23 protein-coding genes and 1 tRNA gene are annotated in these 23687 nt (G+C 71.5%); 9 read left to right on the plus strand and 15 right to left on the minus strand.

All coding sequences use genetic code 11. The features are described 5' to 3' along the window. Nucleotides 1-231 precede the first annotated feature (231 nt). On the plus strand, nt 232-4074 hold the full coding sequence (locus tag ACE3O1_RS02035) for a S8 family serine peptidase (RefSeq protein ID WP_374311916.1): 3843 nt from the start codon (nt 232-234) through the stop codon (nt 4072-4074). Between the two features lie 63 nt (nt 4075-4137). On the opposite strand, the gene ACE3O1_RS02040 is transcribed toward ACE3O1_RS02035, so the two are convergent. The 7 genes from ACE3O1_RS02040 to ACE3O1_RS02070 are packed head-to-tail and all read right to left on the minus strand — an operon-like array spanning nt 4138 to nt 8611. Next, nucleotides 4138-4587, minus strand: coding sequence for a pilus assembly protein TadG-related protein (locus tag ACE3O1_RS02040; protein WP_374311918.1), 450 nt, complete (start codon nt 4585-4587; stop codon nt 4138-4140). Beyond that, the gene (locus tag ACE3O1_RS02045) at nt 4584-5033 is read right to left on the minus strand and encodes a TadE/TadG family type IV pilus assembly protein (protein ID WP_374311920.1); all 450 of its coding nucleotides are present in this window, start codon (nt 5031-5033) and stop codon (nt 4584-4586) included. Before ACE3O1_RS02045 ends, ACE3O1_RS02040 begins: the two co-directional genes overlap by 4 nt. Nucleotides 5034-5037: 4 nt before the next feature. Beyond that, nucleotides 5038-5448 (minus strand): TadE/TadG family type IV pilus assembly protein, encoded by a 411-nt coding sequence (locus ACE3O1_RS02050; RefSeq protein WP_374311922.1) that lies wholly within the window; start codon nt 5446-5448, stop codon nt 5038-5040. A 3-nt stretch (nt 5449-5451) separates the two neighbouring features. Then, nucleotides 5452-5655, minus strand: coding sequence for a hypothetical protein (locus tag ACE3O1_RS02055; RefSeq protein WP_374311924.1), 204 nt, complete (start codon nt 5653-5655; stop codon nt 5452-5454). 21 nt (nt 5656-5676) lie between these two features. Continuing rightward, the gene (locus ACE3O1_RS02060) at nt 5677-6609 is read right to left on the minus strand and encodes a type II secretion system F family protein (RefSeq protein WP_374311926.1); all 933 of its coding nucleotides are present in this window, start codon (nt 6607-6609) and stop codon (nt 5677-5679) included. Beyond that, a complete protein-coding gene (locus tag ACE3O1_RS02065) occupies nt 6606-7463 on the minus strand; it encodes a type II secretion system F family protein (protein ID WP_374311928.1) in 858 nt (285 codons plus the stop codon). Before ACE3O1_RS02065 ends, ACE3O1_RS02060 begins: the two co-directional genes overlap by 4 nt. Next, complete coding sequence (locus ACE3O1_RS02070) at nt 7460-8611, minus strand: CpaF family protein (RefSeq protein ID WP_374311930.1); 1152 nt, start codon at nt 8609-8611, stop codon at nt 7460-7462. Before ACE3O1_RS02070 ends, ACE3O1_RS02065 begins: the two co-directional genes overlap by 4 nt. 130 nt (nt 8612-8741) lie before the next feature. Between ACE3O1_RS02070 and ACE3O1_RS02075 the strand changes: the two genes are divergently transcribed. The 3 genes from ACE3O1_RS02075 (at nt 8742) to ACE3O1_RS02085 (ending at nt 9963) form a co-directional block, all read left to right on the plus strand. Next, nucleotides 8742-8954, plus strand: coding sequence for a PLDc N-terminal domain-containing protein (locus ACE3O1_RS02075; protein ID WP_374311932.1), 213 nt, complete (start codon nt 8742-8744; stop codon nt 8952-8954). A gap of 72 nt (nt 8955-9026) precedes the next feature. Continuing rightward, nucleotides 9027-9108, plus strand: a tRNA-Leu gene (locus tag ACE3O1_RS02080). A gap of 54 nt (nt 9109-9162) precedes the next feature. After that, nucleotides 9163-9963: a DedA family protein gene (locus ACE3O1_RS02085; protein WP_374311934.1), complete on the plus strand. Its 801-nt coding sequence runs from the start codon at nt 9163-9165 to the stop codon at nt 9961-9963. 6 nt (nt 9964-9969) lie between these two features. Here ACE3O1_RS02085 and ACE3O1_RS02090 read toward each other — a convergent pair whose 3' ends face one another. Continuing rightward, complete coding sequence (locus tag ACE3O1_RS02090) at nt 9970-10917, minus strand: Ku protein (protein WP_374311936.1); 948 nt, start codon at nt 10915-10917, stop codon at nt 9970-9972. Between the two features lie 46 nt (nt 10918-10963). Between ACE3O1_RS02090 and ligD the strand changes: the two genes are divergently transcribed. After that, a complete protein-coding gene (ligD, locus tag ACE3O1_RS02095) occupies nt 10964-13723 on the plus strand; it encodes a non-homologous end-joining DNA ligase (RefSeq protein ID WP_374311938.1) in 2760 nt (919 codons plus the stop codon). Between the two features lie 11 nt (nt 13724-13734). Here ligD and ACE3O1_RS02100 read toward each other — a convergent pair whose 3' ends face one another. The 4 genes from ACE3O1_RS02100 to murI all read right to left on the minus strand — a co-directional run bounded on the left by ACE3O1_RS02100 (nt 13735) and on the right by murI (nt 16970). Then, nucleotides 13735-14649 (minus strand): cation diffusion facilitator family transporter, encoded by a 915-nt coding sequence (locus tag ACE3O1_RS02100; protein WP_374311940.1) that lies wholly within the window; start codon nt 14647-14649, stop codon nt 13735-13737. 84 nt (nt 14650-14733) lie between these two features. Then, nucleotides 14734-15336, minus strand: a complete 603-nt coding sequence (gene rdgB, locus ACE3O1_RS02105; protein WP_374312008.1) for an RdgB/HAM1 family non-canonical purine NTP pyrophosphatase — start codon at nt 15334-15336, stop codon at nt 14734-14736. An 8-nt stretch (nt 15337-15344) separates the two neighbouring features. Next, nucleotides 15345-16097, minus strand: a complete 753-nt coding sequence (gene rph / locus ACE3O1_RS02110; protein ID WP_374311942.1) for a ribonuclease PH — start codon at nt 16095-16097, stop codon at nt 15345-15347. A gap of 45 nt (nt 16098-16142) precedes the next feature. Beyond that, complete coding sequence (murI, locus tag ACE3O1_RS02115) at nt 16143-16970, minus strand: glutamate racemase (RefSeq protein WP_374311944.1); 828 nt, start codon at nt 16968-16970, stop codon at nt 16143-16145. Between the two features lie 40 nt (nt 16971-17010). Here murI and ACE3O1_RS02120 point away from each other — a divergent pair, with 40 nt between their 5' ends. After that, nucleotides 17011-18330, plus strand: coding sequence for a nicotinate phosphoribosyltransferase (locus ACE3O1_RS02120; protein WP_374311946.1), 1320 nt, complete (start codon nt 17011-17013; stop codon nt 18328-18330). 3 nt (nt 18331-18333) lie between these two features. Here ACE3O1_RS02120 and ACE3O1_RS02125 read toward each other — a convergent pair whose 3' ends face one another. The 3 genes from ACE3O1_RS02125 to ACE3O1_RS02135 are packed head-to-tail and all read right to left on the minus strand — an operon-like array spanning nt 18334 to nt 21434. After that, complete coding sequence (locus ACE3O1_RS02125) at nt 18334-18600, minus strand: DUF3039 domain-containing protein (protein WP_374311948.1); 267 nt, start codon at nt 18598-18600, stop codon at nt 18334-18336. Between the two features lie 42 nt (nt 18601-18642). Beyond that, nucleotides 18643-20211, minus strand: coding sequence for a hypothetical protein (locus tag ACE3O1_RS02130; protein ID WP_374311950.1), 1569 nt, complete (start codon nt 20209-20211; stop codon nt 18643-18645). Next, nucleotides 20187-21434 carry an ATP-binding cassette domain-containing protein gene (locus tag ACE3O1_RS02135; protein WP_374311952.1) on the minus strand — a complete coding sequence of 416 codons (1248 nt, stop codon included), beginning with the start codon at nt 21432-21434 and terminating at the stop codon, nt 20187-20189. The genes ACE3O1_RS02130 and ACE3O1_RS02135 overlap by 25 nt, the downstream gene beginning before the upstream one ends. 209 nt (nt 21435-21643) lie before the next feature. Here ACE3O1_RS02135 and ACE3O1_RS02140 point away from each other — a divergent pair, with 209 nt between their 5' ends. The 3 genes from ACE3O1_RS02140 to ACE3O1_RS02150 all read left to right on the plus strand — a co-directional run bounded on the left by ACE3O1_RS02140 (nt 21644) and on the right by ACE3O1_RS02150 (nt 23679). Then, a complete protein-coding gene (locus tag ACE3O1_RS02140) occupies nt 21644-22336 on the plus strand; it encodes an NTP transferase domain-containing protein (RefSeq protein ID WP_374311954.1) in 693 nt (230 codons plus the stop codon). A gap of 64 nt (nt 22337-22400) precedes the next feature. Beyond that, nucleotides 22401-23363, plus strand: coding sequence for a hypothetical protein (locus ACE3O1_RS02145; RefSeq protein ID WP_374311956.1), 963 nt, complete (start codon nt 22401-22403; stop codon nt 23361-23363). 76 nt (nt 23364-23439) lie between these two features. Further along, nucleotides 23440-23679, plus strand: a complete 240-nt coding sequence (locus ACE3O1_RS02150; protein ID WP_374311958.1) for a hypothetical protein — start codon at nt 23440-23442, stop codon at nt 23677-23679. Nucleotides 23680-23687 lie beyond the last annotated feature (8 nt).

Below are 23687 nucleotides of genomic sequence, written 5' to 3' on the forward strand. Positions count from 1 at the left end.
GAGCGCGGCCGCGATCTCGGGCAGTGACGCCGAGGACTGCTGCAGGACGAACCGGTAGACGGCGGTGTGCGCCTCGTCCAGTCCGAGCACGTCGAGCATGGCGGCCTTCCCATGTCATCGCCGCCGCCCGCTCAGTGGCGGATGGTGGCCATGTCGCTTCTCCGCCACCACTCTAGGCGAGCGGGCATGTGAGGCTTCCAAACGGATCCCCTACCCCCGAGAGGTTCACGCATGTCACGACCCCAGTCCCCACGCCGCGCTCTGCGCCCGATCGTCGCCGCCACGAGCGGCCTGGCGATCGGCATCGCGGGCATCGGCCTCACCCACCTGCCGGCCGCCGCCGACTCCGTCGACGATCCCCCCGCCCGTCACGCGGCCGCCGGCAGTTCCCACACCGTCACCCTCATCACCGGCGATCAGGTGACGGTGACCGGCCTTCCCGGAGGCACGCGCACGGTGGAGGTCGACACCGCCGTCGAGGGCGCCGGCGTGCGCACGTACGAAGTGGGCGACGAACTCCACGTGATCCCCGACGCCGCCATGCCCTACCTCGCGTCGGGAGCGCTGGACCAGGACCTGTTCAACGTCTCGCTCCTCATCGACTACGGCTACGACGACGCCTCCGTCGACGCGACGCCGATCATCGTGGAGCAGGACGGCGCGGCGGCGCGCTCGTACGCCGCCCCGGTTCCGGGCCTCGACGTGCAGACCGAGCTGGAGAGCATCGGCGCCGCGGCAGCGACGCTCGGCCACGCCGACGCGGCATCCGCGTGGCAGACCCTCACTGCACCTGACGCCCGCAGCTTCTCGGCGTCACCGCAGCTCGCCGCTGGCATCGAGGCCATCCACCTCGACGGCAAGGTGCAGGCGACGCTCGACTCGAGCGTGGACTACATCGACGCGCCCGAGGCGTGGGCCGACGGCTACACCGGCGAGGGCGTCACCGTCGCCGTCCTCGACACCGGGTACGACGACACCCACCCCGACCTGCAGGGTCGTGTGCTCGACGGCTCGAAGAGCTTCGTGCCGGGCGAGGACGTCGACGCCGACCCGAACGGCCACGGAACCCACGTCGCGTCGACGATCGCGGGCACGGGCGCGGCGAGCGACGGCACGCACCGCGGCGTCGCCGACGGTGCCGACCTCCTCGTCGGCAAGGTGCTCGGCGCCGACGGCTCCGGGCAGGACTCGTGGATCATCGAGGCGATGGAGTGGGCCGGTCAGAACGCTCCGATCGTGTCGATGAGCCTGGGCTCGCGGGAGGCGTCGGACGGCACCGACCTCATGGCCGCGTCGCTCAACGCGATCGCCGAGGAGACCGGCGCCCTGTTCGTAGTCGCGGCCGGCAACGCCGGTGCGGCCGAGACGATCGGCGCCCCCGGCTCCGCCGTCGAGGCGTTCACGGTCGGCTCGGTCGACGACCCGTCGGGCGCGCTGTCCTACTTCACCAGTCAGGGTCCGCTGTCCCGCTCGGGCGCCCTCAAGCCCGACGTCACCGGACCGGGCGCCGACGTCACCGCTGCCCGCTCCGCCGACAGCGGCGGTGAGGGCGCCTACGTCGCGATGAGCGGCACGTCGATGGCCACGCCGCACGTCGCCGGTGCCGCCGCGCTCCTTCTGGACGCGAACCCCGACCTCACGACCGACCAGCTCAAGGCGGCGCTCGCGAGCACCGCGACCGACGTCGGCTACACCGCCTACCAGGGCGGCACCGGCGTCATCGACGTCGACGCCGCGCTCGAGGCGCCCGTGGTGGCGTCCGGATCGGGCGACTTCGGCATGCTGATGTGGGGCGAGGAGCCGACTCCCGTCGAGCGGGTGGTCGAGTTCACGAACCGGACGGATGCCGAGATCACGGTGACCCTCGACGCGACGCTCGCCGACACCACGCCCGGCGCGGCCGGACCCGGCGCGCCCCCGACCGGCATCGCGTTCGACGCCCTCACGATCGACGCGGACTCCCTCACGATCGCGGCCGGCGAGACCGTCTCGGCGACGATGACCGTCGACCCGGCGAGGATCCCCGCAGGCACGCAGCTGTCGGGCGCGCTGGTCGGCTCGGTGGACGGAACCGCGGTCACGCGCACCGCCCTCGGCACGATCGCCGAGTCCGAGCGCTACGACCTCACGCTCACGGCGATCGACTTCGCAGGAGAGCCCACCTCCGCGTACGCGATGCTGTGGGATCCCGCGACGCGCTTCGCCGAGATGGTCTACGTCGAGGGCGAGACGACGCTGCGCCTGCGGGAGGGCGACTACACGGTGATGTCGTACCTCGAGCTCAACCGCACGCCCGACACGATCGCGACGGTGCTCACGGGTGACCCGACGGTCACGCTCGATCAGAACCGATCGGTCGTCTTCGACGCCCGCACGGCTGAGCAGGTCACGGTCGACGTGAATCGCGATGGACTGGCGGCGGCATACTCCCGCATGGACGTCACGGTGAACGACTTCTCCGCCAGCTACACGATGCCGGTGTGGAACGACGAGCTGTGGGCGCAGCCCATGACCGTCGACGACGCCGACTTCGGGTTCACGGCGCGCTGGCGCCTGCAGAAGCCGCTCCTGGCGGTCACCGCCGGCAAGACCTCGCTCGACCTGATCGAGCAGATCGGCGGCACCTTCGGCGACCTCGAACTGAAGACGACCGCGGTCGCGGCCGGACTCGGCAGCGCCGACGACTTCGCGAAGGTCGACGTCAAGGGCAAGGTGGCCGTGGTCACCCGATCGGCCGAGGTCTCGGCATCCGATCGCACGGCCAACGCGGCAGCGGCGGGCGCGAAGCTCCTCGTCGTCGTCAACGACGCGGACGGCGAGTTCAACGAGTGGGTCGGAGCGGCGGACTACTCGGCCTCCGCGCCGATCCCCGTCGCCGGCATCAGCGGCGTGGAGGGCCGGGCGCTGCTCGAGCAGCTCGCCCGCAAGAAGATGCCGATCTCGGCGATCGGCGTGGCCGCCAGCGACGTGCTCTACGACATCGCCGAGTACGCGGAAGGCGAGATCCCCGCCGACCTCGCCTTCGCGCCGACGGACCTGGCGCGGATCGACACGCGCTTCCACGGCCAGAAGGAGGACATGGGCGAGTTCCGCTACGACTTCGTCCCCGGCGCCACCAGCGGCAACGGCATCCCGTACCGCACCCAGCGCGGCATGGACCGCGAGGAGTGGGTCAACACCGACGGGATCCGCTGGAACCAGTGGGTCGGCATCGACTCGGTCCGGTGGGAGATGCGCGACAAGATCCGCAGCTACCAAGCCGGCGAGCGCACCGCGACGGAGTACTTCGGCGGCATCGTGCGCCCGAACATCGGCGTCGGATTCTGGGTGCCGTATCGCACGTCGGACTGGGCGCAGATCAACGTGCCGAGCTGGGCGGACGGCGGCAACGGCGACCGCACCGGCACCTTCGACACGTGGGCCGAGCCGGCGCCGGTGCAGCAGCTGACCGACATCTACATCGACGGTGAGCTGATCGCGCAGCGCGAGCGCCAGGGAGCGAACGTCTACGACCTGCCGGACGGCGAGAACCAGCTGTGGCGCGTGGTGAGCACCGCGACCCACGACGGCTCGCACCTCGCCGGGTCGACCAGGACGGTCACCGACTGGTCGTTCCGCTCCTCCGGAAAGCTCGGCGACTGGACGAACCGCCTGCTCCCGATGATCACCGCCTACTACGACGTCGACGTCAACGCCGACAACAAGGCGGGCGAGGGTCGCAAGAAGGGCTCCGGCGTCCCACTGGGTCTCGAAGTCGGCCACGTGGCCGGCACGGCTCCGGCCGGTGCGATCACCGAGGCGACGCTCGAGGCCCGCACCGCGGGCGGCGAATGGAAGAAGATCACCCTGAAGAGCGCCACGACGGATGCCCCGACCGGCGCCGTCGAGGGCGACGGGTTCATCTTCACGCCGTCGCGCGCCTGGGTGAGCGGCTTCTCGGCGCAGATCCCGGTGTCCGACAAGGGCGGCTGGGTCGACCTGCGGGTCACCGCGAAGGATGCCGAGGGCAACACGTTCTCCCAGGAGATCGAGAAGGCCTTCCAGGCGACGGCCGCCAAGGGCGTCAAGCCCTGACCTGAGAACCCCGGGAAGGCCCCCGCCCGCTCTTCAGCGGCGGGGGCCTTTCCGGTGCGGTGGTCAGCGCAGGGCCGTGCGGCTCGTGGCCGTGGCCGCGAGGGCGACCCCGTCGGGCACGAACAGCGTGAAGACCGGCGGATGCCACGTCCCGGCCACCGTCACACGCGCAGAGACCCCGTCCGGCGTCGATGCGGACACGAGCACCGTCTCTCCCCCGACCTCCGCGACGATCGCCTCCGCCTGATCGCGGACGCCGGCATCCGTGAGCACCGCCACCGCCTCGGCGCCTCGGACGTCGAACGCGAAGCCGTCCGCCGCCGCCAGCGCCGCGGCATCCGCCACTGCGTCGATGCGCTTCTGCGCGAGGTACAGGCTCGTCGCGTCCACGCACACGAAGACGGCGACGAGCGCCAGCACGGCGTAGCCGAGCGTGAGGATGAGGACGCTGCCCTCGTCGTCCGCGTTGCGCCGGTGCGTGCACCGGCACACCCGCGGGGTCGGGCGCGTCATCCGAGCCCCCACACTCGCGACACCTTCTGCAGCGCGGACGCCTCGACCGGGATGCTCGCAATGCCGTCGAGGCCAGGGATGAGGGGCACCAGCGGCAGCGCCACGGCGGTGTGCAGCGTGACGACCACCGTCGCGCCCGGACTCGGGCACGGCACCCCGGCCGGACGGCACGTCGTCGTCAGCGCGACGGCGCCGGCGTCGAGGCCGTACTCCTCGACGACGGAGGCGAGCACGAGTTCGGCCTTGCGGGCGGCGTCGTCGGCGCCTTCGGCCGTCGCGATCGCCCGGGCGATGTGCCGCGCACCCGCCTCGGCACCGAGCGACTGGCCCTGGATGGATCCGAGCGCGACGATCAGGTAGACGAGGGGAACCAGCATCAGCAGCCCGACGAAAATGAACTCGAGAGCGGCCGACCCTCGCTCGGCGCCGTCGGACGGCGGCGGCACCGGATCAGTCGAACGACTCGACGGGAGCACGAGCGGTCACCTCCAGCGCACGGGCCGGACCGAGGAGGCCCAGGAGCGGAAGCACCGCGCGCACGCGCACCTCGACGGACGGATGCCCGAGTGCGTCCGTCTCTCCCACGGTGATGTCGGCCGCGTACTCGGCGCCGACGGTGCGAGCCACGATCTCGCGCGTGCGATCCGCCCCCTCCGCGAGCGACGTGTCGGCGAGCGCCGCGTGATAGGCGCCCTCGACGGCCGCATCGTGGACGACGTTGCGCACGTACACCGCGAACCCGAACTGCAGCACGCCCACGGTCAGCACCGTGAGCAGTGCGCCGACGAGCACGAACTCCACGGGGCTGGAGCCCTCCTCACCCGACAGTGCAGCCGCCGCCCGGGGACGAATGCCGGGCATGACCTAGAAACCGGCGACGCGCGAGATGGCCTGCTCGAAGAGCGACGCGAGAGCCGGACCGGCGAGCGCCCAGATCACGACCACGAGCCCCGCGGTCATGAGCGTGATGAGGACCCAGCCGGGCACGTCGCCCCGCTCATCGTCGTGAAGGTCATGGCTGAGCGCGTGAACCCGGGCAACGGCGCGGTGGAAGGGTCGACGGATCATTTCTCTCCTTGTGGGACGGACTCAGCCCAAGCCGAGTCGGAGCATGAAGACTCCGGGGAAGACCGCGAACAGCACGCTGAGCGGGAGGATGAGGAACACCAGCGGGACGAGCATGTAGATCTCCTTGCGCCCGGCGCGCTCGATGAGCGTGCGCTTGGCGTCCTCTCGGGCGTCGAGCGCCTGGGAGTGGAGCACGTGCGACAGCGGAGCGCCGCGTTCGATCGCGGCGGCCACCTGATCGATGGCGCGCGACAGCGCGGGGATCTGGAGTCGGTCCGACAGCTTGCCGAGCGCTTCGGGCAGGGGCGTCCCGGTTCCCACGGCGACCACCACTCCGCGCAGCTCGCCGGTCAGCTCCCCCGCGCCGATGTCGCTGACCCGGCGGAGGGAATCGAGGATGCCCTCCCCCGCCGACAGGCAGAGCGCGACGAACTCGAGCACGGTCGGCAGCTCCTCCTGGATCCTCGTCACCCGCGCGCGAGCAGCGTGCGACAGCCACGCGTCCCCGCACAGCACGGCCACGACCGCGCACAGCGGCGGCAGGAGCGCGGTGGATGTCGGGGCGCGACCGAGCATCACGGCCACCACGACGATCACCCCGCCCAGCGCCAGGCCCGCGATCGCCCATGCCAGCTGACGACCGCGGAACGCTGCGGCATCCGTCGATCGTCCCGCCTGCCGCAGGCGACGGGTGACGGATGCCTCGCCGCCGAGGAGCCCGGCGAACCGCCGCTGGGCCGCGCGCCACGTGAACGACACGTCAGGGGGCGCGGCCGCGACAGGAAGCCCCGTGCCGAGCGGATCGGTGACGTCGCGGACGTACGGCGCGATGCGGCGAGCGAGCGACGGGGCGCCCCAGCGCGGCGCGCGCGAGAGGGTGAGGCACACCCCGGCGCCGAGGGCCGACCCCAGCACCACGGCGGACGCGAGGTCGTCGACCTCAAAGGGAGTCATCCGAACCACCGCCGGGGTTCGGGAAGGCGTCCGAGGCGGAGCATCACGCGATACGCGACGAACGACACCACCGCGCCGACGAGGACGAGGACGACACCTTCGGGGCTGCCGTAGGCGCGCGCCCCCTCGGGCCGCATCGCCAGCAGGGCGAGGATCACCCACGGCGCCGCGACCCCGAGCACCGCCGCCCCGCGCACCCAGGACTGCCGGGACTCCACCTCGGCGCGCAGCGCGGCATCCGCCCGCACCGACCCCGCGAGCGCCCGGAGCACCGGCGTGAGCTCGGTTCCCCCGACCTGTCGCGCCATGCGGAGCGTCTCGACGATGCGGTCGGCCACCGGATCGGACAGCGCGACCTTGAGCCGCTGGGCGCTGGAGTCGAAGTGGCCCGACGCGGCGATGTCGCGAGCGAACCCGGCGAAGGCCGGGCGCAGTTCTGCGGGCGCGGAGTCCGCGAGACTCGCGACGGCGTCGGGGAGCGACATCCCCGCGCGCACCGATGCGATGAGCAGATCGCACACGTCCGGCCACAGCCCACGGCGAGTGCGGAGCAGCCTCGAGCGCCGCGCGCGCAGCCAGACAGCGGGAGCGGATGCCGCCGCCACACCCGCGATGAGGCTCAGTGCCGGCACCGGCACGACGAGCCACGCCACCGCGGCCGCCACGACGCCGCAGCAGGCGGCGACGATCACCACCGACACGGGAGCCACCCGCGGAAGGCCGGCCGACGCCAGGAGCCGCTCCAGGCGGCCCGGCTCGGACGCCCGCACCCCCTGAGCGCGCGTAGGCCACAGCCACGGCGACACGACGAGAAGCACGCCGGCGGCGAGCACTGCACCCCACACGAACGTCACGGCACGCCCCGGTACAGCGTGCGAGCGGTGATCACGCCGTCGTCGACGCCGCTCGGCGCGGCGATCTCGGCCACCCGGCGGCGGCCGGCGGCATCCCGTTCGCAGTGCACGACGAGGTCGACGGATGCCGCGACCGCCGGCAGCACGAACGCCGCGTCGATGTTCCGCCCGGCCAGCAGCGGCAGCGCCGCCAGCTTCGCGAGCGCCTCGCGCGCGGAGTTCGCATGGATCGTGCCCGCTCCCGGCACCCCGGTGTTGAGCGCGAGCAGGAGATCGAGCGCTTCCGCGTCGCGGACCTCCCCGACCACGAGCCGGTCGGGACGCATCCGCAGCGCCTCTTTCACCAGCCGGCGGAGCGTGACCTCGCCTGTGCCTTCCAGGCTCGGCTGACGCCCCTGGAGGGCGACGAGGTCGGGGAGGGCGACGGCGAGCTCGAAGGTCTCCTCGACCGTCACGATGCGATGCTCGGGTGGACATGCGGCGATGAGCGCGCCCAGCAGGGTCGTCTTGCCGGTGTGGGTGGCGCCGGACACGAGCACGGACGAGCCGTCGGCCATGGCCGCGCGCAGCAGCTCCGCCGCGGCAGGCGTGAGCGAACCTGCTCGCACCAGCCGGTCGAGATCGCGGAACGCCGGCAGGAACTTGCGGACATTGACGGCCCAGTGGCGCCGCGTGATGTCGGGGATCACGACGTGCAGGCGCGATCCGTCGGGCAGCGAGGCATCGACGAAGGGCTGACTCAGGTCGACACGGCGCCCGCTGGACTGCAGCATCCGCTCGACGAGGTCGCGCACCGCCGAATCGGAGAGGGTCAGCGGCGTGCGCTCGGGCACACCTCCCCGAGCGACGAAGATGCGGTCGGGAGCGTTGATCCACAGCTCCTCGACCGACGGATCGTCGAGGTACGGCTGCAGCGGTCCGAACCCCGCGACCGAGGCGAGCACCTCGCGCACGCACGCGGCCTCGTCGTCGACGGGAGCCAGCCCCCGCGCGAGCGCGAAGTCGTTGTGGCGCCGCACCTCCGCCCGCGCCAGCTGCGCGGCGAACTCGGGATCGCGAGCCGGATCCGCCCGCTCGGCCCGCAGGCGCTCGCGCACACGCTCGGCGACGAGCACGGCGGGTGCGGCAGGTGCGGCGGATCCGGACACGCAAGCATCCTTGCAAGCCGGTCAGACGGCATCCCGAAGTTATCCACAGGTGCTGGAGGCAGCGCTCTCGCCCGCCCGGTGCGCCCACGCGCCCGGCAGGGCAGGATGGACAAAGACGGAAGGAGCAGAGATGACGCACACCAAGAAGGAGATCTCGCCTGCGGGCCAGGCCGCGCTGGGGGTGCTCGGCCTCGTCCAGGCCGCGTTCGCCTTCCTCGCCTTCTGGGACCTCGCCCACCGGAACGCCGCGGAGGTGCGCGGCCCGAAGCCGCTGTGGATCCCGGCCATCCTCGTCAACTGGATCGGACCGGCGAGCTACTTCCTCTTCGGCATCCGTCGCTGATCCGCGCCGCCGTCCAGCCGGGGGCCAGCCCCACAGCCCGCGTCCAGGGCCGTCAGTAGACTGAACCCACTCGCGGGAGTGGTGAAACTGGCAGACACGCAGGATTTAGGTTCCTGTGCCTCCGGGCGTGTGGGTTCAAGTCCCACCTTCCGCACGCGGCTCAGTACCACAGACACCTCGCCGACCGCCTCCAACGACGGGAACGACCTTGCACTCCATCGCCCTCATCCCCTGGCTCGACCCCGCCGCGATCATCGAATGGGCCGGGCCGTGGGCGCTCGTCGTCGTGTGCTTCATCGTCTTCGCCGAGACCGGCCTCCTCGTGGGCTTCCTGCTCCCCGGCGACACGCTGCTCGTCATCGCGGGACTGCTGTCGCACCCGCAGGATTACGCGCCGAACGGCGTCTTCGGCCTCAGCGTCTGGTGGGTCGCGCTCCTCATCGGCCTGTCCGCCTTCATCGGCGGTGAGGTCGGGTACTACATCGGCCACAAGGGCGGACCCGCCGTCTTCGAGAAGCGGGAGTCGGGCCTGTTCAGCGTCAAGAACGTGGAGCGGACGAACGCGTTCTTCGACCGGTTCGGCGGCCTGACGATCATCCTCGCCCGCTTCGTGCCGATCGTGCGCACGTTCGCCCCGGTCGCGGCCGGCGTCGGCCACATGAACAAGTGGAAGTACACGCTCTACAACTTCATCGGCGCCGTCATCTGGGGCTTCGGCCTCACGATGTTCGGCTACGCGATCGGGTTCATCCCGCCGGTCGCCGACTTCGTCGAGAACTACATCGACCTCATCCTGCTCGTCGCCGTCGGCGGCACCGCGATCGTGACGCTGTGGCACTACCTCCGCGAGCGCAGCAAGGCCAAGAAGGCCGCGGCCGCAGGCGAGGACGTCGTCACCGACCACGAGGAGGCCGAGGCGCTCGTGCTCGACGCCGAGGTGTTCGAGCGCGGCCCCGAGGGCGGTCACCACGAGGGCGGCCACCACGAGGGCGACGCCCCGCGCGCCTGATCGGCGTCAGGAGGCCTTCGCGGTCTTCTTCTTCGCCGCTGGCTTCTTCGCCTCGCCCTTGGCGGCGGGCTTGGCTGCTGACTTCCCTGTGGCCTTCGCCGGGGACTTCTTGGCTGCCGGCTTGGCGGCGGGCGCGGCATCCGCACCGGCCGACGTGCCCTCGCGCGCGGCGCGCGACTTCTCGACGCTGGCGCGCAGCGCAGCCATGAGGTCGATGACCTCGCCGCCGGACTCCTGCTCCTCCTGCTCGCCGAACGTCTCGGACGTGTCCAGCGCGTCGCCCTTCTCGAGCTTCGCGTCGATGAGGGTGCGCAGCTCCTCCTGGTACTCGTCGGCGAACTCCGACGGATCGAAGTCGCTGGCGAAGCTCTCGACGAGGGATGCCGACAGCTCGAGTTCCTTCGCCGAGATCCGCACCGACTCGTCGAGCGAGGGGAAGGTGGCCTCGCGCACCTCGTCGGCCCAGAGGAGCGTCTGGAGCACGAGCACGTCGCCCCGCACGCGCAGCGCGGCCAGGCGGGTCTTCTGCCTCAGCGAGAACCGGACGATCGCCGTGCGATCGGTCTGCTCGAGCGTCTTGCGCAGCAGCACGTACGCTTTCGGCGAGGCGGAGTCGGGCTCGAGGTAGTAGGCCTTGTCGAGAGTGAGCAGGTCGACCTGGTCGCTCGGGACGAACTCGACGACGTCGATCTCCCGACTCTTCTCGGACGGCAGCGACGCGAGGTCCTCCTTGGTGAGCACCACCGTCTTCTCGCCGTCGTCGTAAGCCTTGTCGATGTCCTGGTAGGGGACGACCTCGCCGTCGATCTCGCATATCCGCTGGTACCGGATGCGGCCCCCGTCCGTGGCGTGCACCTGGTGCAGCGACACGTCGTGGTCCTCAGTCGCCGAATACACCTTGACCGGGACGTTGACCAGCCCGAACGTCAGCGCACCCTTCCAGATCGCTCTCATCCCCCCAGTACACACCGGCCACGCCCGTCACGGCTAGCCTGAACCCATGTCAGGGGGTCCCAGCGTGGTGAGCATCGGCGGCCGGCGCCTGCGCATCACCAACCTCGACAAGGTGCTCTACCCCGAGACCGGCACGACCAAGGGCGAGGTGATCGACTACTACACCCGCGTCGCCCCGCTGCTCATCCCCCACGTGATCGGCCGCCCCGTGACCCGCAAGCGCTGGCCGGAGGGCGTGGGGACCGAGGACGATCCGGGCATGGTGTTCTTCGCGAAGGACCTCGAGCGCGGTGCGCCCTCCTGGGTGAAGCGGATGCCGATCCCCCACTCCACCGGCACCAAGGAGTATCCCCTGGTCGGCGACATCCCGACCCTCGTCTACCTCGCGCAGGTCGCGAGCCTCGAGCTGCACGTCCCGCAGTGGCGCTTCACGCCCACGGGCGAGCGCGGATCCGCCGACCGGCTCGTGCTCGACCTCGACCCCGGTCCCGGCGCCGGGCTGCCCGAGTGCGCGCTCGTGGCGGGCTGGGCCCGCGGCATCCTGTCGGACATGGGACTGGAGCCGTACCCGGTGACCAGCGGCAGCAAGGGCATCCACCTCTACACGGCGCTGCCGGAAGGACAGAGTCCCGAGCAGGCGTCCGCGATCGCGAAGGAGCTCGCCCGGGCGATCGAGGCGGATCACCCCGACCTCGTGGTCAGCAGCATGAAGAAGGCGGAGCGCCACGGTCGCGTGCTCATCGACTGGAGCCAGAACAACGGGTCGAAGACGACCATCGCCCCGTACTCCCTGCGCGGCCGCATGCAGCCCACCGTCGCGGCGCCCCGTACGTGGGACGAACTCGACGATCCGGGCCTGCGCCACCTGCGATTCGAGGAGGTGCTCGACCGCATGGAGCGGATCGGCGATCCGCTCCATGCGCTCGGGTTCCATGCCGGCGGCCGCGGGGGCGAGTCCGGACCGCTGGCCGCCTACATCGCCAAGCGCAGCGCCGCCAAGACACCCGAGCCGGTGCCGGACAATCCGCTGGGTGCGACCCCTCACGGGGACCGCCCGATGTTCGTCATCCAGGAGCACCACGCCAGCCGCCTGCACTGGGACTTCCGCCTCGAGCACGACGGCGTGCTGGTGAGCTGGGCGGTGCCCCGGGGCGTGCCGCACAGCTACAAGCGCAACAACCTCGCGGTGATGACCGAGGACCATCCGATGGAGTACGGGACGTTCGAGGGCACGATCCCCGCGGGCGAGTACGGCGGCGGCACGGTGACGATCTGGGACGACGGCCGCTACGACCTCGAGAAATGGCGCGACGACGAGATCATCGCAACCCTCGAGGGGCGCCCCGGCGGGCCGCTCGGCCGCGTGCGCCTCGCGCTCATCCGCACCGAGGGCGAGGGCGAGAAGTCGTCCTGGCTGCTCCACCGCATGAAGACGGATGCCGCGGGCCGCCCGCAGCCCGACGGCGAGCCCGTCGAACCCAGCCCGCAGGCCGACGAGCCGTCCGGCGGCGAGACCCGAGGCGAGTCCGGCCGTGAGTCCCGCGCTGAGTCCCGCGCTGAGTCCCGCGCAGACGCGGATCCCGCTGTCGTCGACCCCGTCCGGAAAACTCATGTGAGTTCACGCTCACATACCCCCGTTGCCCGGCCCGGCCAGCGTGTGAACGCGAATTCACATGAACCCGGGGCCAAGCCCGCCCGGCGTGTGAACGCGAACTCACATGCCCCGCGCGCGCAACCCGTCAAGCGTGTGAACACGAACTCACATACGAAAACCAGCAACGGGCCGCCCGCAACGCCCGCAGCCGCAGCCGCCGCCCCGGCCCCGGCCCCGACCCCAGAGCAATGGCGCCCCATGCTCGCAACCTCGTCCACGCCCGCCCTCGCCCGACAGGCAGCCGCCCGGTGGCCCGCCCCCTGGGTCGAGGGGAAGTGGGACGGAATCCGCGCGGTAGGCCTCTGGGACGGCGAGCGCCTGCGCCTCTACGCCCGCAGCGGGAATGACATCACGCACCGCTACCCGGAGCTCACCGAGGCCGACGCCGGCTTCGGCGACGCGCCGGCCGTCGTCGACGGCGAACTCGTCGCCCTCGAACCCACAGGGCGCCCGAGCTTCCCGCTCCTGCAGAACCGCATGAACCTCGAGCGCCCCGGCGACATCGCCCGTGAAGCGCGCCGCACGCCCGTGCGCTACTACCTCTTCGACGTCCTCGCCCACGACGGCCGCGACCTCACCGGACTGCCGCTCGCCGAGCGCCGCGACATCCTCGAGTCGTTCACGATGGAATCGATCGCGCCGATCACCGTGCCGCCGGTGTTCGACGACCTCGATGCCGCCCTCGAGGCGAGCGAGCGACTGCGGCTCGAGGGTGTCGTCGTGAAGGACCCCGCGTCGCGCTACCTGCGCGGCGCCCGCTCCGAGTCGTGGCTGAAGGTCAAGCACACCCGCACGCAGGAGGTCGTGATCGCGGGCATCCGCCCCGGCAACGGCGGCCGCGCCGGCACGTTCGGCTCGCTCCTGCTCGGCATCCCGGACGAGGACGGACTCCGCTACGCCGGACGCGTCGGCACCGGGTTCAGCGACAAGACACTCGCGTCCCTGCTGCGCGTGCTGACGCCTCTGCGAACGGATGAGAATCCGCTCGTCGGCGTGCCGGCGCTCGATGCCCGAGACGCGCTCTGGGTGCGGCCCGAGCTGGTCGCCGAGGTCGAGTACGGCGAGTTCACGCCCGGCGGCATCCTTCGGCATCCCCGGTGGCGGGGCCTCCGTCCCGACAAGAGCCCGGCCGAGGTGCGGCGCGAGGATTGACGACGCACCGGCTAGGCGTGCGCGTCGTGCTCGACGTGACCGGCGGGCTCGAGCTGGAACGTCGAGTGCTCCACGTCGAAATGCTGCGAGAGACAGGACTGCAGCTGACTCAGGATGCCGCTGGCCCGCCCGTCGGCCAGCGCCGCGCCGTCGACCACGACGTGGGCCGTGAACACCGGCGCGCCGCGCGTGAGCTGCCACACATGCACGTCGTGCACGTCGACCACCCCCGGCGTCTGGAGGATGTGCTCGCGGATGTCGCGCACATGCGTTCCCGCGGGAACCGACTCCGACAGCACCGACACGACCTCGCGCAGCAGGCCGATCGCCCGCGGCACGATCATCGCCGCGATCAGCAGCGAGGCGACGGCATCCGCCTGCACCCATCCCGTCACCAGGATCACGACGGCCGCCACGATCACGGCTGCCGAGCCGATCAGGTCGCCCAGCACCTCGACGTAGGCACCACGCACGTTCATGCTGCGGCGCTGCGCCGAACTGAGCAGCCACATCGCGACGGCGTTGGCCACCAGTCCCACGACGGCGACGACCAGCATCAGCCCGCCCGCCACTTCCACCGTTCCCGGATTCAGCAGCCGCTGCACGCCCTCGACCGCGATCCAGACCGACAGCACGATCAGCACCACGCCGTTGACGAGGGCGCCGAACACCTCGGCGCGCTGATACCCGAACGTGCGGCGGTCGTTCGCCGGCCGCGCGGCGACCACGGCCGCCACGAGCGCGATCACGAGCGCCGCGGCATCCGTGAACATGTGCACGGCGTCGGCGAGCAGCGCGAGCGATCCCGACAGCCACGCGCCGACGACCTGCACGATCATCACGACGCTCGTGATCGCGAGCGACGTCGCGAGCAGACGCCGGTTGCTCGCCCCGCGGATGCCGCCCTCGGGCGCGTGGTCGTGCATGAGCCCAGGGTAAGCCCGTGCCCGCCCCCGACGCCGCCGATCGCGCTAGTCGGGAATGAGTGTGATTCTCACTCCCACCGGCCGTCAGAGCTCGGTGAGCAGGGGCGCGAGCTGCGCGAAGGCGCGGGCGCGATGCGATGAGCGGTTCTTCTCGGCCGCGCTCCACTCGGCGACGGTGCGCTCGGCACCCTCGGGCTGGCCGTCGGGCACGAACACCGGGTCGTATCCGAAGCCGCCCGCGCCCGCCGCGGCCGACGCGAGACGGCCCGGCCACACGCCCTCGACGATCTGCTCACTCGAGGCGTCGCCGGGAACGACCAGCGCGATCGTCGAGACGAACTGCGCGGTTCGGTGGGGATCGCGGATGTCGGACAGCTGGTCGAGCAGCAGATTCAGGTTGGCCGCGGCATCCTTCGCATGCCCCGCCCAATACGCGGAGAAGACTCCCGGAGCCCCGCCGAGCACGTCGACGCAGATCCCCGAGTCGTCGGCGAGGGCGGGAAGCCCCGTGTGCGCGGCGGCCGCCCGCGCCTTGATGAGCGCGTTCTCGGCGAACGTCACGCCGTCCTCGACGGGCTCGGGCCCGTCGTACGCGATCACCTGGAGATCCGGCCGCGTCTCGGCGACGATCGCCTGGAACTCCTCGACCTTGTGCGGGTTGTGCGTCGCCAGGACGATCTTGCGCAGAACGTCGGTCACTGCTGTGCGCCGTCCGCCGGGGTGAGCGCGACGAGCTGCTGCTCGCGCAGCGACGCGCAGCCGGCGACGCCGAGCTCGAGCAGCGCATCGAGCTCGCGCTTGTCGAACGGCGCGCCCTCGGCTGTTCCCTGCACCTCGACGAACAGGCCGCGGCCGGTGACGACGACGTTCATGTCGGTCTCGGCGCGCACATCCTCGACATAGGCGAGATCGAGCAGCGGCTCCCCGTCGACGATTCCCACCGAGACCGCAGCAACCGAGTCCAGCAGCACCTGGGAGCGCTGACCGATGAACTTCTTCTCGCGGCCCCACTCGATCGCATCCGCCAGCGCGACGTAGGCTCCGGTGATCGCCGCGGTGCGGGTGCCGCCGTCGGCCTGCAGCACGTCGCAGTCGATGACGATGGTGTTCTCCCCCAGCGCCTTGGTGTCGACCACGGCGCGCAGGGCGCGGCCGATGAGCCGCGAGATCTCGTGAGTGCGGCCGCCGATCTTCCCCTTGACGCTCTCGCGGTCGTTGCGGCTGTTCGTCGCGCGCGGGAGCATCGCGTACTCCGCCGTGACCCAGCCCTTGCCCTTGCCGGTCAGCCAGCGCGGGACGCCGTTCGTGAACGACGCGGTGCACAGCACCTTCGTCCCGCCGAACGAGATGAGCGCCGAGCCCTCGGCCTGGCTGCTCCACCCCCGCTCGATCGTGACGGGACGCAGCTGGTCGGCGGATCGGCCGTCGGCGCGGACGGAATCGGTCATCGAGGAACTCCTCAGTTCAGGGTGCGGATCAGCTCGGAGGTGGGGTCAACTCTGCCGGGTGGGGAGGTCGATCGCGCCCGTCTGCACCAGACGGACGTCGGTCACCTCGCGGCCCATGAGGCGGTGCGCCAGGCGCAGGAAGTCGTCGGCCGAGGCGCCGGTGGCCTCGTACTCGTGGCGGGACGAGGCATCCGGCCCCGCCAGCAGGTCGCGGGAGACCAGCTGACGATAGACGTCCTTCGCCGTCTCGGTGTCGCTCGAGACCAGCGATACCTCGGAGCCCATCACGTAGCTGATCGCGCCCTCCAGGAAGGGATAGTGCGTGCAGCCGAGAACGAGGGTGTCGACCCCGGCGAGCCGCAGCGGTGCGAGGTACTCCTCAGCGACGGCGAGCACTTCCGGGGAGTCGGTCACGCCGGCCTCGACGAACTCGACGAAGCGCGGGCACGCCTGCGCGAACACGGTCAGGCGTTCGTTGACCTCGAGCATGTCCTGGTACGCGCCGGAAGAGATCGTGCCCGCCGTGCCGATCACGCCGATGCGGCCGTTGCGGGTCGTCGACATCGCGGTGCGCACGGCCGGTCCGATGACCTCGACGACCGGAACGTCGTAGCGCTCGCGGGCATCGCGCAGCATGGCGGCCGATGCCGTGTTGCATGCGATCACGAGCATCTTCACGCCCTGGTCGACGAGCGTGTCGAGGATCTCCAGCGAGTAACGGCGCACATCGGCGATCGGCTTCGGACCGTACGGCGAGCGCGCCGTGTCGCCGATGTAGAGGATCGATTCCCGCGGCAGCTGGGCCGAGACGGCACGGGCCACGGTGAGTCCGCCGACACCGGAGTCGAAGATTCCGATGGGCGCGTCGTTCACGATGGTCCAGCCTACGCCAGCCCTCAGTAGGCTGACCCGCATGAGCACGGCACTGCACACGGACCGCTACGAGCTCACGATGCTGGACGCGGCCCTCCGCGACGGCACGGCCGACCGCCGGTGCGTCTTCGAGCTCTTCGGACGCCGCCTTTCCGGCGGCCGTCGATTCGGGGTCGTCGCCGGGACCGGGCGCCTTCTCGGCCTCCTGCGCGACTTCCGATTCGGTCCGGACGAGCTGCGCTGGCTGCGCGACGAGAAGGTGGTGGATGCCGCGACCCTCGACTACCTGGAGGGCTACCGCTTCACCGGATCGATCACCGGCTACCGCGAGGGCGAGCTCTACTTCCCGGGCTCCCCGATCCTCACCGTGGAGGGCACCTTCGCGGAGGCCGTGGTGCTCGAGACGCTCGCGCTGAGCGTCCTCAACCACGACTCGGCCGTCGCCACTGCGGCTGCCCGCATGAGCGTGGCAGCCGGCGATCGCCCGCTGGCGGAGATGGGCTCACGTCGCGCCGGTGAGTCGTCGGCGATCGCCGCAGCCCGCGCGGCGTACATCGCCGGCTTCGGCGCGACGTCGAACCTCGAGGCCGGCCGCGCGTGGGGCATCCCGACCATGGGCACCGCGGCGCACGCCTGGACGCTGCTGCACGACACCGAGGAGGACGCGTTCCGCTCGCAGATCGACGCGCTCGGCGTGGACACCACGCTGCTCGTCGACACGTACGACACGCGGGCCGGCGTCGAGACCGCCGTCCGGGTGGCCGGCACCGGCCTCGGCGGCGTCCGCATCGACTCCGGCGACCTCCCGCTCGTGGCGGCCGAGGTGCGCGCGCAACTGGACGAGCTCGGGGCCACCGCGACGCGGATCACCGTCACGAGCGACCTCGACGAGTACGCGATCGCGGCGCTCGCGGCATCCCCCGTCGACGCCTACGGTGTGGGGACGTCCGTCGTCACCGGATCGGGCACGCCCACCGCCGGCATGGTCTACAAGCTCGTCGCCCGGCAGGACGACGCAGGCGGCTGGGTCGCCGTCGCGAAGGCCTCGGCCGACAAAGGCTCCAAGGGAGGACGCAAGGCCGCCTTCCGGACGCTCGACCGGGGAACAGCGACCAGCGAGCTGATCGTGGTGTCGGACGGATTCGAAGCCGTCGACACGGCCAGCGCCCACCCTGAGGCGCGGGCGCTGCAGGTGACGCTCGTCACCGACGGCGAACCTGATGCCGCGTACGAAGGCCGCGCGGGCGTGGAGGCCGCACGCGAGCACCACGCCCTGGCGCGTGAGGAGCTGCCGGTGCGGGGACTCGCACTGAGCAAGTCCGACCCCGCCATCCCGACCGTCTACCGCGACGCGTCGTGACCCTCAGCCCGCAAGGGACTCGTAGATCTCCTTGCACGTGGGGCACACCGGGAACTTGTCGGGATCGCGTCCCGGGGTCCACTTCTTTCCGCACAGCGCGCGCACCGGCTTCCCGGTGAGCGCCGACTCGAGGATCTTGTCCTTCTTCACGTAGTGCGCGAAGCGCTCGTGGTCGCCGGGCTCGATGTTCTCTTCGCGGATGAGCTCTTCGAGCTCTCGGTCGAGGGTGGCCAGGCCGCCCTGGTCCGGGCCTTCGAGAGGGGTGCTCATGGGACCTCAGTTTAGCCCGCCGATCGAATGCCGGCTCGGGTGTCAGGTCGACTCCGCGAACTCCATGAGGCGGCCGCCGCGGCGCGTGAAGATCATCGACCCGGCGGTGACGCCGATCAGCAGCACACCGAAGCCCGCCGCGAGCCCGGCCCACAGCGCGGGCAGGGCGGCGTCGATGTCGCGCGTGAGGGCGATCCACCCGCTCCACAGTGCCGGGACGCTGACGGCCACCGCCCCCAGCAAGACCAGGCTCTGCGCGATCGCGCCTCCCGAGCCGGTGCGCTGCGGCTGCCGGAAGGGACTCTCGCCCGGAGGCGACACCGGGTAGGGCGCGACGACCGACGACACGCTCGACAGGCCGAGACCCGCGAAGAAGAGCGAAAAGCACACGCCCGCCATGGCCGGGAGGAGCGCCCACCGTCCGTGGATCGAGATCGCCACGGGCACGGCGACGGCCAGGAGCGCGATCCCGATGATCAGCACGGGGACGAGACGACCGACGCGGTCCGACACCCCCTTCATCCCGCTGGCGATGTGCATCCACACCGCGGTCGAGTCGTAGGCCAGGTCGTTGTGGGGAAGCCAGCCGAGCAGCAGCGCGGCGAACGGCACCGGCACGAGCACCGCGAGCTCGAGGGGCACGCCCGCGATCACCAGCGGCACGACCGTGAAGACGGCCGCGAACGGGATCACGAGGACGTTGACGATGTAGCGGCGGTCGCGGAACCAGTACACGAGGCTGCGCGCGGCCACGGCACCGCCCGGGGTGCCCGGCGCGACGGCGAACCAACCGAGTCCGGCGCGCTCGCGCACGGTGAGGGGGCGCTCGGTCGTGGTGAGGAGCCGCTTGACGACCCAGACCCAGAGCAGGGCGAGCACCGCGAGGGTCGCGAGCGCGACGAGGAGCGACATCCCCGCAGCCGCCGCATCCCGCGCGAAGAGACCGGGGAACGCCCACGCCGCCCCGATCGGGGTCAGCGCCAGCGCCGAGACGGCCTCGCCGAGCTGCGTCGGAACGGTGCCCGCCCACTCGAGCGATGCGAGGAAGACCCCGACGGGAACGACCACGACCACGATCGCGAGGAGGAACAGCCCTGACAGCTCCCGCGATCGGCGCTCGCGCAGGAACAGCGACGCGAGCGCCATGCAGACCCGCGCGAGCAGGGCGCACGTGAGCACGCCGAGGAGCACTCCTCCGGCGGCGGCCGGCCATGACACGCCATGCTCACCCCACACGACGGCAGCGGTGACGGCGATGGCGAGGAGGGCGAAGATCGGCACGCTGATGAGGCCGGCGACCGCGAGCACGGCGGTCAGCGGAAGCCGCGGCAGCGGCACGAGCGCGAAGCGGCGCGGGTCGAGGGGGTCGTCGGCGGCGCCGATGAGCGGTGCGAGCGCGAAGCCCAGCGTGACGGCCGAGCCGCCGAGCACCGTGACGGCGAGCACGACATCGGTCTCGGCATCCCCCAGCGTCAGCAGGGCGACGCACGCAGCGGTCGTCGCCGCCGCCACGGCGACCAGGGCGAGCACCGTGCGCACCACGTGGCCGCGATCGCCGCGGAGGGCGCCGACCAGCAGCGCGATCCTCAGTCGGAGAACGTGTGCAACCACTCGAGGCCCTCCACGTCGCTGAGTCCGCCGGCGAGCTCGATGAACCGCTGCTCGAGACTCAGCTCGCCGCGCACCTCGTCGACGGTTCCCTCCGCGAGGACCTGGCCCGCCACGATGACCGCGACGCGCGAGCAGACCCGCTCGACCAGTTCCATCCCGTGGCTGGACAGGATCACGGTGCCGCCGTGGGCGACGTAGGTGGAGAGGATGTCGAGGATGATCGCGCTCGAGACCGGGTCGACGGCCTCGAACGGCTCGTCCAGCACCAGCACCCGCGGAGAGTGGATGAGCGCGCCCGCGAGCATGACCTTCTTGACCATGCCGGCGGAGTAGTCCGACACCACTCGACCGAGCGCGTCGGTGAGGTCGAAGGCGCGGGCGAGGTCCGCGGTGCGGCTCTCGACCACGGCGGGCGCGAGCCCGCGCAGCACGCCGTAGTAGTAGAGGAGCTGGCGGCCGGTCAGCCGGTCGAACGTGCGCAGACGGTCGGGCAGGACGCCCATGAGCCGCTTGGCGGCCACGGGATCGGATGCCGCGTCCACGTCACCCACCCGGATCGACCCGCGATCGGGCTCGAGCAGACCCGCGATCATCGAGAGCGTCGTGGTCTTGCCGGCGCCGTTGGGGCCGACGAGACCGTAGAACGTGCCGGCCGGGACGGTGAGGTCGATGCCGTCGACGGCGTGCGTGTCTCCGAAGCGCTTGGAGACGCCGCGCAGCACCAGCACATCGCCGGCCGCGACCGGCGGGGCGAGCACCGAGGGCGGCGGGGCAGTCTCGTTCGCCGGCTCGGGTGCGATTTCGGGCTGGAGCGCGACCTCGGGCTCGGGCGTGATCTCGGGCTCCGGCGCGACCTGGGGTGCGATCTCGGGCTCCGGCTCGGGCTCGGTCGCGATCTCGGGTGCGACCTCGGGCTCGGCTTCGCCCTGGGCTTCGCCCTCATCGGGCAGCGGAGGCTTGGGCGGGATGACGAGATCGACGGCCGCGCGCTCGGCGGTCTCGAGATCGGACAGCGGTGGCGGCGCGGCCGGATCGTCCGCCGCATCGGACTGGAGCGCGGGCTCGCCCGTGGGCTCGGGTGCGGCCTTCCGGGGCTTGCGGGCGGGCGTCTTTCCGCCGCGCGGCGGAGGCGGGCTCGCCGGCAATGCCACGACGGACGCACCCTCGTGACGGTCCGGCTCTTCCGGATCGATGTCGTTCGACACCGGGAGGGAGGCTGTCACCGGTCCAACGTATCAAGCGCTCACGCCCACCGGGGAAACGCGCGGCGGGGCTTGACACAACCGGTACACCGCGCGGCGCCATTGTCACGAAACGGCAACGGGCGGCCGTCTTCCTGCACGTTCCCAGGTGCTCTCGCTACCATGGTCCCGGCACGAAGGGGTGTCGAGTCGGTGAACCGACAGTGAATCACGCACTTCAGGAGCAGACCTTGACCCTTCAGACCGTCATCCTCGCAGCCGGCATGGGCTCGCGCCTCGGCCGCAGCCTGCCCAAGCCGCTGACCGAGCTCGGCGACGGCCGCAGCATCATGCAGCAGCAGCACGACAACATCCGCGCGGCGTTCGGCGACGAGGCGAAGATCACCACCGTCGTGGGCTACCGGGCCGAGACCATCGTCGAGGCGTTCCCGTCGGTCGACTACGTCTACAACGACCGCTACGACCAGACCAACACCTCCAAGAGCCTCCTGCGCGCCCTGAACAAGACCGGCAAGGGCGGCGTCCTCTGGATGAACGGCGACGTCGTCTTCGACCCACGCGTGCTCGGCCGCGCCATCGAGCTCATCGAGCGCGACCAGTCGTTCGTCACCGTCAACACCTCCAAGGTGAGCGACGAAGAGGTCAAGTACACCGTCACGTCCGAAGGCTTCATCGACGAGCTGTCCAAGACGGTCGCGGGCGGCATCGGCGAGGCCGTCGGCATCAACTTCATCTCGAGCCGCGACAAGAAGGCGTTCATCCGCCAGCTCACGCGCGTCGACGACCAGGACTACTTCGAGCGCGGCCTCGAGCTCGCGATCGCCGAGGACGGCGTCCTGCTCGAGCCGCTCGACATCTCCGACCTGTACGCGGTCGAGGTCGACTTCGCCGAGGACCTCGAGCGGGCCAACCTCTTCGTCTGACTCCCGGCGACCGTCCTGTCAACCCGGAGCACTCCCCCAGGGTCGGCCGCATAGGATCGGCCCGATGGTCGAGAAGGTGCACCGCATTCACTCCCTGCCCGGGGACTCCCCGTGGCAGGGTGGTCTGCCGCCCGCCGGGTCGGACGAGCATCCGACCACGATCCGTGCGCTCGACCGCGTGCTCGCGATCCAGCGCCCCGTGGTGCTCGCGCATCTGCGGAGCATCCGACTGCGGCATCCGGATGCCTCGCCCGCCGAGATCGTCCGCATCCTCGAGCGCCGCTACCTCGCCGCGGTGACGACGGGCGGTGCCGCCGTCGGTGCGACGGCCGTCGTCCCGGGCATCGGCACGGGCGTGACTCTCGCCCTCAGCGGCGTCGAGACGCTCGGCTTCCTCGAGGCGACGACGCTCTTCGCGCAGTCGGTCGCCGAGGTCCACGGCGTCGCCGTCGCCGATCCGGACCGCGCGCGGGCGCTCGTGCTCACGCTGATGCTGGGCAAGGAGGGCGTCGACCTGGTGTCGCAGCTCGCCCGTCAAGCCGTCGGACGCGGACCGACCCGCGACCGCTACTGGGGCGAGCTCGTCACCAAGACGATCCCCCGCGCGGCGATGGGACCGATCGTCGACCGGCTGAAGGCGACGTTCATCCACCAGTTCGCCGTGCGCGGCGGCGCGTCGTGGATCGGCAAGGCCCTGCCCTTCGGGATCGGCGCCGCGATCGGCGGTGCGGGAAACAACATCCTGGGCCGCCGCGTGCTCGTGAACTCGCGCCGGGCGTTCGGTCAGCCGCCCGCCACGCTGCCCGCGGAGCTCGAGCCCCGCCCGGGCGCGACACCGCTCGAACGGGCCGCGACCCGCACGATCCGGCGCGCCGGCAGCGCCATCGTCGGCGGCGTGGCGCGCGGCGCGTCGACCGTCGGCGGAGCCGCTCGCCGCGTCAGCACCCGTCGCAAAGCCATCGAACCCGCGCCGGGCACGGCCGACGACGCGGCGGACCACCTCGCCGGCGACATCGGCGACGACTGACGCGCGCGCTCGCGGAGCGCGTGACCTCGGCCGCTCCGACGAGAGATCTGGGGGCGTTCGGGCGCACAATGGTGCGATGGGAATGTTCATGCAGCGCCCCGAGCAGAACGAGGAGTGGGCCGGCCTGCCGTCCGAGCCCGCGCGTCCCGAGGCCGAGGCCGAACGCCTCGCGGACGCCGCACCGGCGGTCGATGCCCTCGGCTTCGGCGCCGCGGAGTCCATCGTGATCCCGATCGCCCCGACGGTCGAGGTCGCGCAGCCCGCGCAGTCCGACGCCGACCCCGAACCAGGCCCGGACACCTCCCCCGCGCCCTGATCGACACG

This window comes from Microbacterium sp. (genome assembly GCF_041909575.1).
In the GTDB taxonomy this organism is placed as follows: Bacteria; Actinomycetota; Actinomycetes; order Actinomycetales; family Microbacteriaceae; genus Microbacterium.

Coding starts and splice junctions, on each gene's coding strand:
- ACE3O1_RS02035 (WP_374311916.1), top strand. CDS start 232: ATGTCACGACCCCAGTCCCCACGCCGCGCTCTGCGCCCGATCGTCGCC.
- ACE3O1_RS02040 (WP_374311918.1), bottom strand. CDS start 4,587: ATGACGCGCCCGACCCCGCGGGTGTGCCGGTGCACGCACCGGCGCAAC.
- ACE3O1_RS02050 (WP_374311922.1), bottom strand. CDS start 5,448: ATGCCCGGCATTCGTCCCCGGGCGGCGGCTGCACTGTCGGGTGAGGAG.
- ACE3O1_RS02055 (WP_374311924.1), bottom strand. CDS start 5,655: ATGATCCGTCGACCCTTCCACCGCGCCGTTGCCCGGGTTCACGCGCTC.
- ACE3O1_RS02060 (WP_374311926.1), bottom strand. CDS start 6,609: ATGACTCCCTTTGAGGTCGACGACCTCGCGTCCGCCGTGGTGCTGGGG.
- ACE3O1_RS02075 (WP_374311932.1), top strand. CDS start 8,742: ATGACGCACACCAAGAAGGAGATCTCGCCTGCGGGCCAGGCCGCGCTG.
- ACE3O1_RS02090 (WP_374311936.1), bottom strand. CDS start 10,917: ATGAGAGCGATCTGGAAGGGTGCGCTGACGTTCGGGCTGGTCAACGTC.
- ligD (WP_374311938.1), top strand. CDS start 10,964: ATGTCAGGGGGTCCCAGCGTGGTGAGCATCGGCGGCCGGCGCCTGCGC.
- ACE3O1_RS02100 (WP_374311940.1), bottom strand. CDS start 14,649: ATGCACGACCACGCGCCCGAGGGCGGCATCCGCGGGGCGAGCAACCGG.
- rph (WP_374311942.1), bottom strand. CDS start 16,097: ATGACCGATTCCGTCCGCGCCGACGGCCGATCCGCCGACCAGCTGCGT.
- ACE3O1_RS02120 (WP_374311946.1), top strand. CDS start 17,011: ATGAGCACGGCACTGCACACGGACCGCTACGAGCTCACGATGCTGGAC.
- ACE3O1_RS02125 (WP_374311948.1), bottom strand. CDS start 18,600: ATGAGCACCCCTCTCGAAGGCCCGGACCAGGGCGGCCTGGCCACCCTC.
- ACE3O1_RS02145 (WP_374311956.1), top strand. CDS start 22,401: ATGGTCGAGAAGGTGCACCGCATTCACTCCCTGCCCGGGGACTCCCCG.
- ACE3O1_RS02150 (WP_374311958.1), top strand. CDS start 23,440: ATGGGAATGTTCATGCAGCGCCCCGAGCAGAACGAGGAGTGGGCCGGC.